Origin of the sequence: Burkholderia sp. SIMBA_051 (assembly GCF_046534915.1) — a bacterium.
Taxonomy (GTDB): domain Bacteria; phylum Pseudomonadota; class Gammaproteobacteria; order Burkholderiales; family Burkholderiaceae; genus Burkholderia; species Burkholderia ambifaria.
Genome location: NZ_JAWRXS010001007.1, coordinates 1 through 229 on the forward strand (window position 1 = coordinate 1; position 229 = coordinate 229).

Genomic DNA, 229 nt, shown 5'->3' on the forward strand with positions numbered 1-229 from the left:
GTGACGAGATCTATCACCAGCTCGAAAACTTCTACAAGCGCTTCTATTTTCGCCCGTCGAAAATATGGGAAATCCTGCGTGAAATGCTCACGAGCTGGGACATGATGAAACGGCGCTTGCGTGAAGGCGTCGAATTCTTCCGCTTCCTGCGCGCTCACGAGGCGTGAGCGGTGCGCACTGGCTCGCCGCCGCGCCCGCCTATGCATGCGGCGCGTGCGCGGTGTTCGGC

At 59.8% G+C, this 229-nt stretch carries 1 pseudogene; it reads left to right on the plus strand.

Annotation, left to right across the window (positions count from 1 at the left end):
• Nucleotides 1–167: pseudogene (locus tag SB771_RS37520) on the plus strand (hopanoid biosynthesis associated radical SAM protein HpnJ); the annotation flags it as partial.
• Nucleotides 168–229: the final 62 nt, after the last annotated feature.